Source organism: Paenibacillus sp. B46(2026), from assembly GCF_056786355.1.
This window is the reverse complement of the sequence record NZ_CM165907.1, coordinates 2,610,376-2,623,762: the sequence shown is the minus strand read 5'-3', so window position 1 is coordinate 2,623,762 and position 13,387 is coordinate 2,610,376. Positions and strand designations below refer to the sequence as shown.

The 13,387-nt window shown below is 38.8% G+C and carries 19 protein-coding genes and 1 pseudogene; 4 read left to right on the top strand and 16 right to left on the bottom strand.

The annotated features are described in order from the left end of the window. Positions 1-82: 82 nt before the first annotated feature. A complete protein-coding gene (locus tag AC1S8V_RS12075; RefSeq protein WP_482073774.1) occupies positions 83-517 on the bottom strand; it encodes a GNAT family N-acetyltransferase in 435 nt (144 codons plus the stop codon). Between the two features lie 205 nt (positions 518-722). On the opposite strand from AC1S8V_RS12075, the gene AC1S8V_RS12070 reads away from it, so the two are divergent. The 3 genes from AC1S8V_RS12070 to AC1S8V_RS12060 all read left to right on the top strand — a co-directional run bounded on the left by AC1S8V_RS12070 (position 723) and on the right by AC1S8V_RS12060 (position 3,599). Further along, the gene (locus tag AC1S8V_RS12070) at positions 723-1,106 is read left to right on the top strand and encodes a MarR family winged helix-turn-helix transcriptional regulator (RefSeq protein ID WP_482073773.1); all 384 of its coding nucleotides are present in this window, start codon (positions 723-725) and stop codon (positions 1,104-1,106) included. 51 nt (positions 1,107-1,157) lie between these two features. Next, a complete protein-coding gene (locus tag AC1S8V_RS12065) occupies positions 1,158-1,595 on the top strand; it encodes a DUF1569 domain-containing protein (RefSeq protein WP_482073772.1) in 438 nt (145 codons plus the stop codon). A 471-nt stretch (positions 1,596-2,066) separates the two neighbouring features. Continuing rightward, positions 2,067-3,599 (top strand): glycine betaine uptake BCCT transporter, encoded by a 1,533-nt coding sequence (locus AC1S8V_RS12060; protein ID WP_482073771.1) that lies wholly within the window; start codon positions 2,067-2,069, stop codon positions 3,597-3,599. Here AC1S8V_RS12060 and AC1S8V_RS12055 read toward each other — a convergent pair. The 15 genes and pseudogenes from AC1S8V_RS12055 to AC1S8V_RS11985 form a co-directional block, all read right to left on the bottom strand. After that, positions 3,560-4,105, bottom strand: a complete 546-nt coding sequence (locus AC1S8V_RS12055; protein WP_482073770.1) for an AAC(3) family N-acetyltransferase — start codon at positions 4,103-4,105, stop codon at positions 3,560-3,562. The genes AC1S8V_RS12060 and AC1S8V_RS12055 overlap by 40 nt on opposite strands. 31 nt (positions 4,106-4,136) lie before the next feature. After that, the gene (locus AC1S8V_RS12050; protein ID WP_482073769.1) at positions 4,137-4,256 is read right to left on the bottom strand and encodes a phosphotransferase-like protein; all 120 of its coding nucleotides are present in this window, start codon (positions 4,254-4,256) and stop codon (positions 4,137-4,139) included. Between the two features lie 54 nt (positions 4,257-4,310). Next, positions 4,311-4,793 (bottom strand): DinB family protein, encoded by a 483-nt coding sequence (locus AC1S8V_RS12045; RefSeq protein ID WP_482073768.1) that lies wholly within the window; start codon positions 4,791-4,793, stop codon positions 4,311-4,313. Between the two features lie 9 nt (positions 4,794-4,802). Next, positions 4,803-5,405, bottom strand: a pseudogene (locus tag AC1S8V_RS12040) (metallophosphoesterase); the annotation flags it as partial. Between the two features lie 52 nt (positions 5,406-5,457). Continuing rightward, a complete protein-coding gene (locus tag AC1S8V_RS12035; RefSeq protein ID WP_482073767.1) occupies positions 5,458-6,111 on the bottom strand; it encodes a DUF4367 domain-containing protein in 654 nt (217 codons plus the stop codon). 40 nt (positions 6,112-6,151) lie between these two features. Next, positions 6,152-6,706, bottom strand: a complete 555-nt coding sequence (locus AC1S8V_RS12030) for a helicase (RefSeq protein WP_482073766.1) — start codon at positions 6,704-6,706, stop codon at positions 6,152-6,154. 187 nt (positions 6,707-6,893) lie between these two features. Beyond that, positions 6,894-7,421, bottom strand: a complete 528-nt coding sequence (locus AC1S8V_RS12025; protein ID WP_482073765.1) for a YfiT family bacillithiol transferase — start codon at positions 7,419-7,421, stop codon at positions 6,894-6,896. Positions 7,422-7,720: 299 nt separating this feature from the next. Continuing rightward, positions 7,721-8,122, bottom strand: coding sequence for an NUDIX hydrolase (locus tag AC1S8V_RS12020; RefSeq protein ID WP_482073764.1), 402 nt, complete (start codon positions 8,120-8,122; stop codon positions 7,721-7,723). A 112-nt stretch (positions 8,123-8,234) separates the two neighbouring features. Beyond that, positions 8,235-8,636 carry a GNAT family N-acetyltransferase gene (locus tag AC1S8V_RS12015; RefSeq protein ID WP_076330751.1) on the bottom strand — a complete coding sequence of 134 codons (402 nt, stop codon included), beginning with the start codon at positions 8,634-8,636 and terminating at the stop codon, positions 8,235-8,237. A gap of 79 nt (positions 8,637-8,715) precedes the next feature. Further along, positions 8,716-9,087 carry a DUF7674 family protein gene (locus tag AC1S8V_RS12010; protein WP_482073763.1) on the bottom strand — a complete coding sequence of 124 codons (372 nt, stop codon included), beginning with the start codon at positions 9,085-9,087 and terminating at the stop codon, positions 8,716-8,718. A gap of 323 nt (positions 9,088-9,410) precedes the next feature. Then, entirely contained in the window at positions 9,411-9,734 is a 324-nt protein-coding gene (locus tag AC1S8V_RS12005) for a hypothetical protein (protein WP_482073762.1), read from the bottom strand. A 272-nt stretch (positions 9,735-10,006) separates the two neighbouring features. Next, complete coding sequence (locus AC1S8V_RS12000; RefSeq protein ID WP_482073761.1) at positions 10,007-10,765, bottom strand: nucleotidyltransferase domain-containing protein; 759 nt, start codon at positions 10,763-10,765, stop codon at positions 10,007-10,009. A 57-nt stretch (positions 10,766-10,822) separates the two neighbouring features. Continuing rightward, a complete protein-coding gene (locus tag AC1S8V_RS11995) occupies positions 10,823-11,449 on the bottom strand; it encodes a Type 1 glutamine amidotransferase-like domain-containing protein (RefSeq protein WP_482073760.1) in 627 nt (208 codons plus the stop codon). 227 nt (positions 11,450-11,676) lie between these two features. Continuing rightward, positions 11,677-12,330, bottom strand: a complete 654-nt coding sequence (locus AC1S8V_RS11990; RefSeq protein ID WP_482073759.1) for an HAD hydrolase-like protein — start codon at positions 12,328-12,330, stop codon at positions 11,677-11,679. 211 nt (positions 12,331-12,541) lie between these two features. Continuing rightward, positions 12,542-12,766 carry a helix-turn-helix domain-containing protein gene (locus AC1S8V_RS11985; RefSeq protein WP_018883096.1) on the bottom strand — a complete coding sequence of 75 codons (225 nt, stop codon included), beginning with the start codon at positions 12,764-12,766 and terminating at the stop codon, positions 12,542-12,544. A 152-nt stretch (positions 12,767-12,918) separates the two neighbouring features. Between AC1S8V_RS11985 and AC1S8V_RS11980 the strand changes: the two genes are divergently transcribed. Beyond that, entirely contained in the window at positions 12,919-13,206 is a 288-nt protein-coding gene (locus AC1S8V_RS11980) for a hypothetical protein (RefSeq protein WP_482073758.1), read from the top strand. Positions 13,207-13,387 lie beyond the last annotated feature (181 nt).

The window sequence follows — 13,387 nt, the reverse complement described above, 5'->3', positions numbered from 1 at the left end:
TTCCTTTTTATGTTATATCATATCCTACTTTGATAAACGATTCCTTATCCTCCATTTTCAAAACCTCGTAAGTCAGATGTGTTTATAACTTTTCCAATTTCTTATCCATTACTAAATGGTCTTCCCTGTAATACCCTGCCTTTTCATATGTGTTGATCGCTTGCATATTCTCCTGTCCAGTAAGAATCTTGACACTTTTTACACCAGCGTTCTTGAATATGTTCTCCAACAATGCGATCATCCGAACAGCCAATCCATTCCTGCGTGCAGATTCTAAAATGTACATTTCGGTTATTTCAGCCATAGATTCCATGTAACAAAACGACTTAAACACTTGCCCACAGGCAAATCCAACCACCTGCTCTTCCATTACCGCAACTACGATTGTTTCTCTTGTATGTAGTAGTTCTTGTTGTACCTCATCTACATTTCGCCGAACTCCATTGAATAGGTAATTCAAATCTACTAAAGCTCGCGCATCTGTTTGAACGGCTTCACGGACATAAAATTTTGTCATACACATGTCATCTCCTTTTATTCTTGTTCTTAACTCTAAAAACCTTCCATTCACTGAAAAGAGATGAAAGCAAAAATAAATTGACAGTATACTGTCAATAAATTAAGATAACCATATGAAATATAACCAAAATATAGAAGATGTTATGAGTACGTTTTCCCTTCAAATCTTCCACATCAATGGGTTACTAATGCGTTCAGGGGACATGATCACACGTTCACTGGATCAAAGCAGTGCCAGATGGCAGGTTCTGGGCCGCATTGGACATAGCACACCGACAGTAGCCAAAATCGCCCGTGATATGGGGTTAACCCGCCAAAGTGTACAGCGCATTGCAGATGTATTAACCGATGAAGGACTCGCAGTCTACAAAGACCATCCCACTGACCGACGAACCAAGTTACTTGAATTAACGGCGAAAGGAGAAGAGGTGCTGGAAGCGATTTATGCACAGTACGATGAATGGAACCAGTATATTATGGCTCACCTTGATCCGAAGCAATTATTAGACATAACGAATGCTCTCGGCCATGTTGGACAAATTTTAGAAAAGGAAATGACACGGTTGAACGATAATCTTGAAAAATAGGCGATTTTTCCTCTATTCAATGTTTTCCAAAATGATGATCGGGGTGTTCTTATGAAAAGTATCTTCAACAAAACGCATGCTGTAGAAATCGTGGAGCGTATTGATCGACTCCGTGCAAATTCCAAGCCTGAATGGGGAAACATGCAGGTCCCTCAAATGCTGGCTCACTGCTCGGCATTTCAAGACATTCCCATGGGGAATGCTTTTCCACCTAGAGGATTGTTAGGGAGGTTTGCCAAATCGATGTTTTATAATGAAAAGCCATTACCTCATAATATGTCGACCATCCCAACAATCATCATACAAGACAACAGAGAATTTATGGTAGAGAAAGAGAATCTGAAACAAAAGATTGCAACTTTTCAACATGGTGGTCCAGAAAAATGCTCTCCTCACCCCCATCCTTTTTTCGGAAGATTAACACCTGAGCAATGGGGTATCGGCATCTATAAACATCTGGATCATCATCTTAAACAGTTTGGAGTGTAGTTCGTTTACGAACCACAGGTAAGATAATAGCATGCATCTAATACATGTTTACCATGGTTGGTTGATTTCTATCGTGAATAGTATGGAAAAAGTTAAGGTCTTAAATATCATCTTACTCATGTACATTGGGCTGAAAAACCGTTTCAAATCTGGGAAAGATGCTTATGATGTAGGAGGGTAGTTTTGAAGGATCTTCAAAGCTTCGTTTTTTTTGTGCCTAGGAATGGTATATATAATATAGTGAATTTATTGTTGAAAGGAGATGGCATGTTAGGGTTGTCACGCTAGACAAAAAATAATAAGCTGAAAAGATAGCTGAAAACAAAATGAAGTTGGCTGTTTAGTGGAAGGTTTATGGAAAGACATTGACAACATGAGATTTTTCCAAATTTCCCTATAGAAATTGAATAAGCGTGTCCGGCTTATGTACATACTGAGAGAACGATAGCGGGGAAAAATGGAGGGGCATCTATGGTATTTATAATTTCAATTATTATTGTTGCATTATTTGCTTTATGGGGAGCTGTTGCTCCTGATCAGCTAGCTAATGTTGCCAACCTGGCCTATGACTTTTCAATTCGAAATTTTGGTTGGTTCTATTTATTGGTTACGTTGTTTCTATTGGTGTTTGCTTTCTATCTGGCGTTCAGCCGTTTCGGAAGCATCCGGTTGGGTGACGATGACGACGAGCCGGAATATTCCACTCTTTCCTGGTTATCCATGCTGTTCAGCGCAGGGATGGGGATTGGACTTGTATTCTGGGGAGTAGCGGAGCCGCTTTCTCACTATCTAACACCACCTGAGAATGCTACAGGAGGAACGACGCAATCGGCGAGACTGGCTATGCAGTATTCCTTTTTTCACTGGGGACTGCATCCATGGGCGATTTATGCAGTAGTCGCGCTTGTGCTTGCTTACTTTCAGTTCCGCAAAGGATACAAAGGTTTGATCAGCTCGACGTTTATTCCGCTTCTGGGGGAGCGCGTAGTAAACGGATGGATTGGCAAAACGATCGACATCCTGACCGTCATTGCCACGGTCTTTGGTGTTGCGACTTCGCTTGGTCTCGGTGCACTTCAAATTAATGGCGGATTGAGTCACCTGTTCGGAGTACCCAACAACGCGGTGGCGCAGGTTGTTATCATCGGAATTGCGACCGTTATGTTCTTGATCTCTGCGAGCACAGGCTTAAATAAAGGAATCCAAATTCTAAGTAACACCAACTTGGTTATTGCTGTCTTGCTCCTCCTGTTTGTTTTAGTTATGGGGCCGACCTCCTTTATTTTTGAGATCTTTACGACAAGCTTGGGGAACTACATGCAAAATGTTATTAACATGAGTTTACATCTGACTCCTTTCTCACAAGGAACCTGGACAGGTATATGGACGCTTTTCTACTGGGCATGGTGGATTGCGTGGGCGCCATTCGTAGGTACGTTTATTGCTCGGGTATCCAAAGGTCGGACAATTAAAGAGTTTATTATTTATGTGTTGCTCATTCCGACCGCCTTCGGGTTCCTCTGGTTCTCTGTCTTCGGTGGAGCGGGACTTCATATGGAATTGTTCGGAATGACCAATTTGGCTGAATCCGTTAAGGTAGATACAACGACTGCCTTATTCATCATGTTGGAGAGTCTCCCACTGGGAACGTTAATTGCGTTTATCGCCACGATGTTGATTATGACGTTCTTCATTACATCGGCGGACTCTGCGACATTCGTACTTGGCATGCTAACTTCAGACGGTGCATTGATTCCAAGCAACCAAGTGAAAATTACTTGGGGGATCATGCAATCAATCATTGCGGTCATATTGTTGCTTAGCGGTGGATTAGACGGGCTTCAGACAGCCTCGATTGTGGCGGCTTTGCCATTCGCAGTTGTCATAATGGGGATGTGCTTCTCGTTGCTCAAAGCCTTGCAGTGGGAAGACAAGGAGCGCCGGAAGAAGGAGAAGCGTCAGCGTCAGAAGCTCAAACAACTTATCGAGGCGGAAGATTTCTGAAGCTTTTTGGTATGAATGCGGATAGGCTGAATATCGAGTTTAGCAAAAAAGGTCGCTACTTTGAATATGGGGGTCAACCCTAGGGATTCAAAAGCGATCTTTTTTATTTCTGATAGGGCTGAAAATAGAATTGGTTCTTTCGGAGGAATCATCTCAAAAAAATCAACGCTATGATAGTAATGACGTTCTCTGTATACAACTCGATCATAAGGTCGAATCTCTCGGCGATTCTTCTTGCTTGGAATCACTGAGTTTTGCTGTCTATACTCAGCCAAATGTAAGGATGTATTACTATTCGTCGGCGCACCAAGTAATAGAATATGCCCGCCTAGCTCGTAGACCTTGCCTAATGGTGTATTCACATTCGTATCAACCGAGTAGCTATAGTGAATGTTGGATGCCATGATTTTATTTTGCTCATCGGATTGATCTTCTCTTCGATCCCCACGTTTGATATTCCGCTGACGACAAATGTCCAAAGGGCAATACAACTCAATGATATTCAATGGATACCCTTCAAAAATGTTTTTGACTTGTTCATAATGTGGCGCGAGCAACGTAGAAAAATGGATCAGAGTATGTTTGCATCGCTTCTACGATTGAAGTTTTACCAGAGCTGGTTACACCGTTCAAAAATATAATTTTTCCTTTTTCCATCGTTATCATCTTCCTTTTACAGAGGTTATGTTTAATAAAGTATCACTGCGGGCGCTACGGATGTTTCATTATTTTTTTAAGCAGCATGATCTGCCCAATATGATAAGCATTATGAATACATAGATTCGATACAACTCCCCACCACGGCGCATTGAAATAGGTTGGGATTTCTTGGACCAATTTGTGTTCTTCGCTATCCTCGAGCGCCCTGTTCCAATCACTAAAGACGCTTTCCAGTCTTTGTAATGTCTTTTTCCATTCCAAATCATTAATTTTAGACGGATCTACGTGAAATGTATCATCATTATTAGTGGAATCCTGCCCGTCAATCTGTTCGTCATTATATCTCTCGAGCCACTTCTCATTCCAAAAAATAAGATGATTTACGATAGCCCAAATGGATTGTTCCCCCTCATTCTTTACATAAGCGGCCTCCGCAGCATTGAGGTCTATCAAAATATCATGGAGCGGAATGAACCAGCTTTTATCGTGGTAGCAGGCGTTTAACTGGTCTTTGAGAATAGCTTTATAACTCATCCCTTTACCTCACTTTGTATTAAACTTTGAATCATTTTGGTATATTAAACAATTCAATTGCATTCCATAGGCGCATCCACCATCAATTCCTATCTTGTCTTCACCAAACCAGATATTTGCTGTCCCGTGGATATCTATCGTTCTTGTATGTCCAAAAACAATCTTTTTGTGTAAATTGGTAAACGTATATCGGATAAACTCATCTCTAATATACATAAAATCGTGTTCTGGTTGATTCTTCCACTCTATGTAGTTAGGATTTAATCCGGCATGAACGTAAATATGCGTCTCATCCTCATGGTATACAGGTAATTCACTCAAAAAATCAATATAGTAGCCGTAATCCATTTTTATTGCTGCCTGGTCCAACATTTCATCAGAAATTTCGCCGTCAAGATTACAATAGCTCTGAAGGGTTTGAATACCACCGTGTTCAATAAATTTTGCTTTAATTAAGGAACTCCCCTCTTTAATAAAATCAACTAAACGTTGGTCATGATTGCCTCTTAGTGCGATCGCATTATGTTCTCTAACTAGTTTGATAACCTTCTCAACCACTTCTTTACTGTTCAGACCTCGATCCACACAGTCACCAAGCAAAATTAGTTGATCATTATCGTCCGATTCATAGAAACTCCTCTATAACAGTTTTAATATAAATTAATCAGTTCATTGAATCGGCAATCTTCATCACAATATCTTCTGCCATGTTTCTTCCAATGATCTCATATTGTAGTGCCTTTCCATGCACATCCTCTTCGATCCAAATCAATTGCCCTGTTTCGTTATTGAAAATATAAAATGCTTGCACGCCACGTATGGCTGCTTGCTTAACCGTAGTACCATCATAATCAGGCAATCTGATTCGGCTCTTTGTTGTCCCGAAAATATTAAGTTTATAACCACCGTATTCTTGATACGTGATGCTAACGCCCACAACCCTCTTATTGGGCTTTAGGTCTCGTATCACTACATTTCTGCCTGACCTGTTACTTTCTTCAATCATTTCGTCGATTTCTTGCGGAGTTAAATTATCAAATCCATAAAATACATGAATGGCATCTATATCAGAATCAATCGGAAATTTCGGCTGCCATGGAGAATAATGTCGTTGCAACTGTTCCAAACCGTCTTCCCATGGAATGGCTGTATAATTGGTCTGTTGCGTGAATTGATTCTCTATAACATCTGCGGTGTAAATCGCCTTCCCGTCACCAGGCTTTATATCAATGACGATCCGGTCAATCGCATTATCATTGCGTAAGGATTCAATTTGAATTTTTCCAAGCACATCTCCGCTTTTGTTTTTGATATCCATTGATCTTCACTCCTTTCCTTTCAAAACATCTTCCTGATCTTCATACAATAAAAAGCTGAGCCCTACAGAAGATAAAGCGATCATGAGGACTCCAAATATGCAAATGGTCGGCAAGATATCCTCGTAACCATAACTTGTCGTTTATTCGTCTGAGATAAAAACCTTTTGGAAAATCATTATCCTCCGTAAGTGCTGCAGATGCTATGGTAATGGAGCCGGACGGAGCTTTGTTACCCTCTGAAATATTGGTAGAACATATCTCGGGCTGATCCAAATATTGCATTCTTAGATAAGGTCCTAACTCAACCGGACAACATTCCAACCCAAGATCATTTGCTCTTCGAAAGAGCTGAAAAGTCGTAGTACCATCCGAAAATCCAAGTTGTCTGACGGTCAACTCAACCGTTTGCAAGCTTTGCTTTGTACTGGAAACTATGAATCTTTCATCATTTAACAACTGTTCTCCATATTTATTCAATAAAATAGAGTGTTGGTCCAGTTTCTGAATAAGCTGTGGTTTTGTTAAACCGCCAACGTCTACAGTTCTTATTTCAACTGAACAGTCAGGGTATACTTTTTCATCTTCAATCAACATTTGTATCCCCCTAATCAAGATTACTTCTATTTGACTTTATATTTAAAACGCTGTCACTCATCTAGTTCTGAATCCGTTTACATACAAATGCTCAGTAAGTGATAGCAGCAAACCAAGGCTCCTCATTAGAAATTCAATTCACAATTTCCCATTATGTTACCTCCACACCTGAGATGTATATAAGACCCTACCACCTCTGCGATGTTATACAAGATTTAATTTGAGCAATATGATGCTGACCGTGCCATACAAATCTTTGTAGAGCGATATCCAATGAAATTGTACCTAACACTTCTGTTTGAAGTGTTCTTCTAAACTGATCGGGATGTAAGCCATGCAGCAGCGTGAGAAATCGCTTGTGTAGTATCTCCATCAACAAAATTGAATCTTCGATGGGCGTATTCCTGTAATCAAGTAATGATGCCCATAAATCCTCTCGATATGAGCTTGCCATCGGTTCATCTTCAGTCAAGGCTCTCTTAAATCTGATATAAGCGTTCATGTCATTGTCCGCAAGGTGGTGCACAATCTGTGTGATTGTCCAACCGCCATCACGATAAGGAGTACAAAGTTGAGCATCATTGAGATGTTCTGTAATCTCTCTTATGGTCTTCGTAATTCCGGGAATTTGACTTATGATGTGGATTCGGTCCTCATTAGAGAATTTAAGACTTGGCTCAAAGTGTCCTATCGGAAAGCGTATTTTTTCATCCAAGGTTGGCCACCTCTCCATTTCTCTACTATAGAACCAAATCATATCCAATATAACCCACAATGTTCCATTTGCGAAGTGTAAAAGCAAAAAAAGAAGCAACCTGTATTCTCGGGCTGCTCCTTATATTACACTACTCTCATATCTGTATTTGGATTAGAAAACTAGCGCAATTAAACCTGAGTTACGAAGGTACAAGCAAATAAAAAACGCCCCTATCTTGGGTCGAATGGTGTCTGTCTAGAACATCACCAACCAAAAGAGGAGCGACTTTAAGGTGGAGTCTATCATAATGAGTGACCTTATTCTGAAAATTCAATCAGAAATGGATGGCTTTGCTCATCTAATGCATTATGAATTCTTTCATAGAAATTCCCCCATGTTATCATTTGTTGAGCTTCTTCTAAAGTAAAGTAGCCCACCTCTTCACTTTCATCACTGGTAGTTAAAGCTCCACCAATCGGTTTTCCAGTAAATATATTGTTGCATACGCCGCGCGTTATGTTCTGATACAAACCACAAAATTTAATTAATTCAATGTCAATCCCTGTTTCCTCTTTCACTTCTCGAACTGCTGCCTGCCTAATAGTCTCTCCTTCTTCAACACAACCTTGAGGCATTTCCCAGCCTCTTCGACCTTTCATGAGTAAAATCTCATTATGTTCATTGAGAACGATTACACTTGCAGAAACGATAAATTTCATTTTAATTCCTCCTATGATGGTTTAATACCACTGAAGAGCTATAGCTAAATGCCTAGAACTGAAACGTGTTATTATCTGATGATCCCAGCTTCGTGGATAAACTCACAAAATGCTATACCATATCTGAAATAAACATGGCTTTAGTTCCTTCTTCTGGCTTAAATCCAAATAATCCATAGAATTTTTCTGCACTATCATAAGATATAAGCACTTTTGTTTTGATATTAGAATATCGACTAAGCATTTGTTCCATCATTCTCTTTCCAATTCCTAATGATTGATATTCTTTGTGTACTAACATGTAATGAAAATATACTGTCATCACGCCGTCAGACAATGCATTTATTAAGCCAACTAATTTGGTATCATCCCATGCTGTTATAACCGTATGCGAGTTGTTTATTGCTTGTCTCAGATCTTCTGGGAAATCTCCTGATTTCCAGTCCACGGAATGAAACAGTTCTTGAATTGCCTGTGTATCAATGTCTTTTATTTCTTTGAACATGATTGTCATTATATTGCTCCTATGCTTGTTGTTTTGTTTAAGAGTATTGGACAACCGTTCTTATATCCACGATGTCCCACCACGTTGATCAGCTTCTATCTAATCCTATATCAGCCTCTAATTGAAGTTGCATGGTTTTAGGTCCCATATACTCTTGTGCAGCCCGAAGAATCTTTTCGTCGTTACCCAATATTTCCAATACTGTAACTGAAAAAATGCTATTAATTAAGTAATCATCTTTGCAATTAGATACTTCTTCAAAATAATCAAAAATACTTTCTAGAAGCTTGTTATTTCTATTCTCGCTTAATAACTTAATAATCTCCGGCATGAATATTCCCTCAATTATGACAGTTTCTAATACCATACCGTGATTCTCAATTGATTTTTTATAATCAGTACTAGTGGAAGGAAAGAAATTTAACATCCTCTTTAAAAATTCCTCCGATTTTTTGATCATGAATCCCCACTCCTCTGTATAAACTGTCTTTGAATTACGATGACGCAAGTCTGAAATTTTTGTATTTGATTCTGCCTTTAACACAGTTCTTAACAGAGGTTTTTGCTAATGTTCTTGTATTCACGACGTCCCACCGACTTACAGAGACGAAGTCGCTGGGCGTGATGCGCTTAGTCGGTGCGGATGTGTACGGCTGATTCCGCTTCCCTGCAGCTACCAAATACTTCTCCGAATCCTCATCTTACTTTGGCCGGACCGAGCTCCGAATGACTCGAAGAGTGAGATGGATCAGACTTCTGCGAATTACTAACCATTATCCATTTTTAGAAGGCCCATCTATGCTCCTCTGGCAAACACTCATCACAAAGTAATTGCCCTTCAACCACAGCTCCGTTATTGAGTTCATCAATATGATTTGGTTTTTCTCTATCAGTTGCCCATGAATTACATTTTGCGCACCTTCCGCAATTCATTGCTTCTGGATCGAGATATACAGAGGAACTGCTCTCCCAATGTAATTTCAAATCTCTCCTTATTGTAATTTCATTTTCTAGTACAGGAGTCAAGTCCCCATCGATTTCTTTATATTCTTCGTCAGTTAAGTCAATTAGATAAGCTATATTCACAAGATATGTCCTCTTACTCATTTCTTTCATCCTTTGATTTTCATGGTTTATACGTTCTTCTGGCCTTTCGCATAACGTTCGTGCATTCACGACGCCTCAATGGCTTAAGGTAGGTAGGCCGAGTGGCTCCGCCACTTAGCCAGTAGGGTTGATCGCCTGACACCGCTTCCTGTTTCCTTACCTTCTGGCGGACCCAAGGAACGTATAGGTCCGATAGGTGAAAACAATGTTTCCTGCTGTTGTCGACATCATCGAGTTACGTTTTAAAGCTCTTCAATATATTGTTATCCAAATTAATTTCTGGAAGCAGCCATTGTATTTAAGGCGGTCTCAAAATAGTGATATACTTCATCTGCAATTTCTAGAAACTCTTCAACAGATACATCGCTATCCAAGTAACAAGCATACAGATACTCAACTAAAGCGGAGTCAATCTCACAATAGTTTAATATGGCATTCTTCATCTTAATGATTTCATCTTCCCATACCCCTGTATCTTCTAAAACCAAAGAGTATAATGCACGAATTAATCTCTTAGAGTAACCTTTAATATATCTAGTTTTCATTGAGTGATCACTAACATTAGAAAGTGAACGATGTACACGATCTACTTCCTCCTTGGTGTCTGTATTTAAGTCTAAAATGAATTCTGGAGAAATTATGATCGGGGGTACTTTTTCACCAATGTCCTCCCCATGTATGCAAACACAAATGATCTTAACCCAAAAACCCCAATCATTTGGTCTACTTAATACATTATCAATCGAGCAAATGATCGTATCCATCTTAGTGACGAATGGATATTCTTCCAAAAGCCTGTCTTTAATCATTGACAATCTTTCGTAATCAATATCTTCGGGATTTGCACATACAATAGTAAAGTCTGCATCTGACTTAAAAGGTTGAGCTGTTCCTTTTGGAATCGAGCCACACATATAAATACTATGAATCTTACCTTTAAATTCGTTAAGTATATGATCTATATACTTATCAACCAAATCCTTATATTCACTTTGTATTGCAATCCTATTGATAACTTTTTCTAATATCATATAGACTCCTCCTAAACTATGAGCTTCTTCGAGCTCCTTATAATGAATTTACGACTTTCAATGTGCTTCGTTTATTAAGATTGAGATATATTCTTCATCTTTAAGCCTTGTCACCTTACAGTTCTCATTGGATTCAAATTCTACTATGCTCTCTTCAATTGTTTTATTAGTGCGATCTTTAAATATGTCCTCTCTATCATAGTGAGGAAAAATAAGCTTGTCGGTTACACCTAATGCCTTAAAATCCGTTAAATCCATTGTATTCATCTGTGGAGTAAAGAAATCGACAATGTTAATATTCGGCCCCAGTAATAACGTTCCAGCACTTACTCCAACTATAATTACATTCTGTGCGGCCAGTGTTTTAATAATTTCATCAGCACCACTTTTCTTCGCGTAATACAATAATGTAAATGGATTTCCACCATTGAGATATATAACATCTCTATGTAAGAGAATTTGCGGGTCATCAAATTCTATATCTACAAAATTGATATACTGAAATCCCATGTCCTTAAACTCTTGCATTGCTCTTTGTGCATATCTATTAGCTTCTTTTCTAGGGGATGCTGTTGTAATAATTGAAACTTTTAATTGAGAAATATCTCCATCAATAAAATCCAGAAATTGATTTTTAATATCTTCAGTATAGAAACCACAAGAGGTTAGTAACAAGCTACTCATTAAAATCCCCGTCCTTAAATAATAGTTTATCTAATCTTTATAATTGGATTAAGCATTTCCCTGATTTCTGCTAACGTTTTTGTATTCACGAACTTGCGCAGCAAGTTGTCACATGAATCAACTACCCTGCCAGAAGCATCATTGTGACCAAGTGGTAGCCGCAGCTTGAATATGTTGTTATAGGATGTCAGCGTCTTCTTCAATATAATTACAAGAGCATTCTATTTTCACTGATGTCTAAATATATTTTTTAATTCAAGTAAGTCGTCAATAATAAAATCCGCTTGTGCAAGCTCCCATTCTTGGGCAAAATCAAATCGACAACCAATAGCCTTCAACCCATTGTTTTTTGCGGCATTGAAATCAGAAATCCTGTCCCCAACTACAGTTGCACTGCTGATGTGATGTTTTTTAAGAATATGACCGACTAAGTCACCCTTATTTTGAGTTCCTATTTGTTGGATGCTATAAGTTTCTGCCACCCACTTATCTAATTTGTAGCAGTTAACGATGGCATTGAGGTATTCGTTTAGTCCATTACTTGCAATAAAAATGAAATAACCTTCATGTTTCAAGTAATCAAAAATTTCTTTGACATGAGGATATAAGGCGCCATTGCCATTATTAATATTTGCAATTAACTTCTCTAGGAAGATCTCGTCCACAATTCGTCTGATTTCATTTGAATGGTTCGGCAATAACGTTTCCCAAACTACTGGTAGAGGAACTCCCATTATTTCACGATATTTTTGGGTTGGAGCTTCACTCGACCATTCATTTAGAGACCTCAAGATAGAAAACGTTTCTTCTAACGATAACTCTAAGATTTTGTTTGTTTGAAATAGTGTTCCATCCATATCGAAAATGACTGCGTCCAGCATGGTTTCTCTCCTATTCAAAAATAAAATAATGAATTATTATACTGTTTTTACGCTGAGTTCTGAGTTCATATAACGTTCCTGTATTCACGAACCCCAAAGGGGTTGTCTGCTGAAATCCCTCTCCGAAATCCATCCGCAGACCAAGGCTCCATCGGAGCCGCTGCTTGAATATGATGTTATACGACGGAATCGCTTCTCGACACGGCTCTCACTACTTGTTTTCTTCTGGTACATATTCGATCAAATCAGACAACTTACAATTAAACGTATCACACAACTTGAAAAGTGTTTCTAATTTGGTTGTTTCTATATTCGTCTCCCTATATAATTTGTTGATTGAGTTACGACTTAAGCCTGATCTCACCATCAATTCTGTTATATCATCTATTCGATGTTCTGCCATGAGTTCTCGTATATTGCACTTGATTACGTTCATCTTTTCCCCTCCATAGTCCATCTTATCTTCCTCATTAGTAATCATCAATAAAAAGCGAAGTTTTAACTCTACAAAGTCAAATATTCACCTTGTAATTAACTTTATGAGGTTATATAATAACTCTATAGAGTTAATCAAAGGAGGAATAGGATATGGTTAATACATTAGAATCGCTAACAGAACCACTGATAAGAATACGTCTAGAATTACTCTATACTGAGCTTTTGGATTGTCATGCGGAATACACTCAGCTTTCTTCTGAGACAGATCAATACTTTAAAACACTTCGTGATGCTTTGCCCGATCAACTTCAACATACGGTTTTTCTTTACGAAGACGCTCAAATTTCTCTTCAATCCATTTTAGAAAGAAGTATCTACATACAAGGTTTTAAAGACGCTCTACAACTCTTTAGTGAATTGCAAAACTCTAGCATTTAGAGGGTTATATGACGCTCTTTTTCTATTATTTTCGATTCTGTCGTACAACGTTCACTGTATTAATGACGCGAGCCGGACTTAGATTGCTACTATCATAGGCCGGCTCGTGTTTCGTCTGAACTTCTTCCATGATTGTACATCGGACGACCAAGGGGCGTAAGCCCCGAATCGTGAATGCGTT